Annotated in this window: 3 protein-coding genes and 1 pseudogene; 1 reads left to right on the top strand and 3 read right to left on the bottom strand. The window is 36.1% G+C overall.

The annotated features are described in order from the left end of the window. Positions 1 to 271 (top strand): putative sulfate exporter family transporter (locus RT405_RS06325; protein ID WP_313468495.1); only part of this gene is annotated, 271 nt, incomplete at its 5' end. Between the two features lie 145 nt (positions 272 to 416). Here the strand turns inward: RT405_RS06325 and RT405_RS06320 are convergent. The 3 genes and pseudogenes from RT405_RS06320 to RT405_RS06310 form a co-directional block, all read right to left on the bottom strand. Continuing rightward, positions 417 to 683, bottom strand: a complete 267-nt coding sequence (locus tag RT405_RS06320; RefSeq protein WP_313468493.1) for a hypothetical protein — start codon at positions 681 to 683, stop codon at positions 417 to 419. Positions 684 to 1,006: 323 nt separating this feature from the next. Then, positions 1,007 to 1,870: a DUF2877 domain-containing protein gene (locus RT405_RS06315; RefSeq protein ID WP_313468491.1), complete on the bottom strand. Its 864-nt coding sequence runs from the start codon at positions 1,868 to 1,870 to the stop codon at positions 1,007 to 1,009. A gap of 90 nt (positions 1,871 to 1,960) precedes the next feature. Beyond that, positions 1,961 to 2,504, bottom strand: a pseudogene (locus RT405_RS06310) (carbamate kinase); the annotation flags it as partial.

Here is a 2,504-nt window from a genome sequence, read left to right as displayed (position 1 = left end):
ACAATCAAAAAAAGCGGTTGGTATTCCTTGGTTTATTATTGGTTTCTTTCTTTTATTTATCGTTAGAAGCTCTATCCAACTGCCGACATTCGCACTGCACAGTGCAGAAACGATCAGTAACCAATTTGAAATTACTGCTTTGGCTGCCATCGGCTTACGTGTGAAATTTTCAGATATTGTTAAAGAAGGACCTAAAACGATGCTTTATGGTTTATTGATCGGCTTTTTCCAAATCGTCATTGCCGTCTTATTGATTGCCTGGTTATTTTAATGTACTTTTTTACATTCAAACAGTTAAGGACCTATCCCCTGCATCAGCAACGGATAGGTCCTTATTTTGATAAATCAAAAACGTTGTTCTTAAAGTACCAGCTTCAGAACTCGCTTTTTCGTGTTTTATTTAAATTCTTCTTACTCTATTGGCGTTTTCCTAATCGATTCGGTTGATAAATAAATTTCCCATTATTCGATTCAATTAGAATATGCAATTTAAATTTAGACATTAGAAACTCTCCGATAGCTTCTTTCGTATAAAAAACGTCTGTCGGAAACATTTCAGTCGGCGATTTAACTTTAATCTCATAAAAACCATCCATTACCGTTTCTACAAAGATCAAATCAGAACGTTCTTGCAGTTCTTTTCTTTCTTCGATGGTTAAATCTTCAATATCTCCTTGGTTCATTTGTATATGCTCCTAACGTTGAAAACTGTAGATACTATGCTTTGCTACCATAGATTAATGGATACCTTTTTTAAAGTCAAGGAGATTATGAAAGTACCGGTTTGTTGTAAAAAATGAATAGTTTCTTTTTGCTGAGGATTGTTTTACTTATTCCACTACTCTTAGGACAACTTTTAATAGAATATCCTTCTATTTTTAGTTCTGTGTCTAAACAGTGACATTTTTAATACCTTTTAAATAGCCGAGTTAAATCAAAATGTAGTTGAGGTGCTTTGATTTCAACTTATCGATTCAATCTACTTTACGCGCAACACTTATTATAATCATTTACCGCTTTTTTCTCTTTTTATCATGGCTTTGGTTCCAATCAACATGCCGAACAACGTATCTGTGCCAGAAGTATGTCCAAACAACAGCATGCGTTCCATTTTCTTTTGGAGCAGCTTTTGGTCATCTAAATAAAACAAATCGATTAATTCTTTAATATTTTCATTCACTACTCCTTCTAAAAGGCACTGCAAATAAGCGATACTGATTGCTGTCGTCTTGTCGGTTCTGACAACTTGCTGCATTGTTTTAAGCCATTCGTGCTGTTGATCAAGCAAAGTTAATATACTCGTGTATCCGATTAAGAGATCATCACCGCTTGGCGTAAGTCCAATACCTCTGCCTACTAGATGGTTTATGATTGCGCTCTGTTCAACGTTCGATAAAGGATCTTTGGGGTAATTGCTTAATTCTTCAAGGTAACCAGTGGTAGTTGAACTAAGGGGCAATCCTGTTCGCATGTGGACTGGTATGCGACTTAATTCTTTAAAAAAAGCTGTTTCTTCAATACATTTTGGATAAGAAGTAAATGGCTCTATTTTCAATTGAATTTCAGTAAGCAATTCCAGCGCAACAACCAACACGACTTTATTCCACTGGTTATAAAAAGTTAACGTTTGGTTTTGGCAACTAACAAAATCGCCTATCTTAATTACTGTTAAAAGTGCTTGGATCTTCTCATCCTTTAGTTTCACTCCAAAAGCTGATAAAGGTTCCAGCATATCGCTCACATGCACCAACTGTTTTCCTAATTTGATATTTAAACTATGAGTAAATAGGCTATGAACTATTCCCACATGATTTCCCTTAAAAAAAGCTGTCAAATAACTGCTCTTTTCTTCTTTGTATTCTTGCAGCATGGTTTCACCTCTTTTGATAATGAAAAAAATAAAGACAAGGATTATTTTAGCTAATCTTGCCTTTATTTTTATGCTTATTGTCTGTTTTTATTATTCTCCTGGAACAACTCTTGTTCCTGAAATGCCTGCTAATGCATCCACTGCATTTTCTAAAGAGCAAATGATTGCTTCTTTACCTTGTGATGCAAAAGCAATTGCTGCTTCCATTTTTGGTCCCATGCTTCCTGCAGCAAAATGTCCCTCTTCAACATACTGGTTCGCTTCTGCTAAAGTGACTGTCTCTAATTTCTTCTGGTCTGGCTTTCCATAGTTTAAATACACGTTGCTGACATCTGTTAAGATCATAAAAACATCCGCAGCAACTTGTTCTGCTAAGCGCAGTCCAGATAAATCTTTATCGATAACAGCTTCAATTCCTTTTAACCGTCCTTTTTCATCTGAAACAACTGGAATTCCGCCTCCACCCGTTGAGATCACGACTGTATCGTTTTCCAATAAAGCTTTAATTGAAGCGACACCATGAATCTTTTTAGGTTTTGGAGAAGCCACTACACGTCGGTATCCGCGGCCAGCATCTTCTGCCATATTCCAGCCCTTTTCAGCTGTCAATTGCTTCGCTTCTTCTTCAGTATAA

The sequence above is a fragment of the Carnobacterium sp. genome (genome assembly GCF_032094055.1).
Lineage (GTDB): Bacteria > Bacillota > Bacilli > Lactobacillales > Carnobacteriaceae > Carnobacterium_A.
Note: the sequence above shows the minus strand (reverse complement) of the source record. Positions and strands in the feature narration are given on the sequence as shown.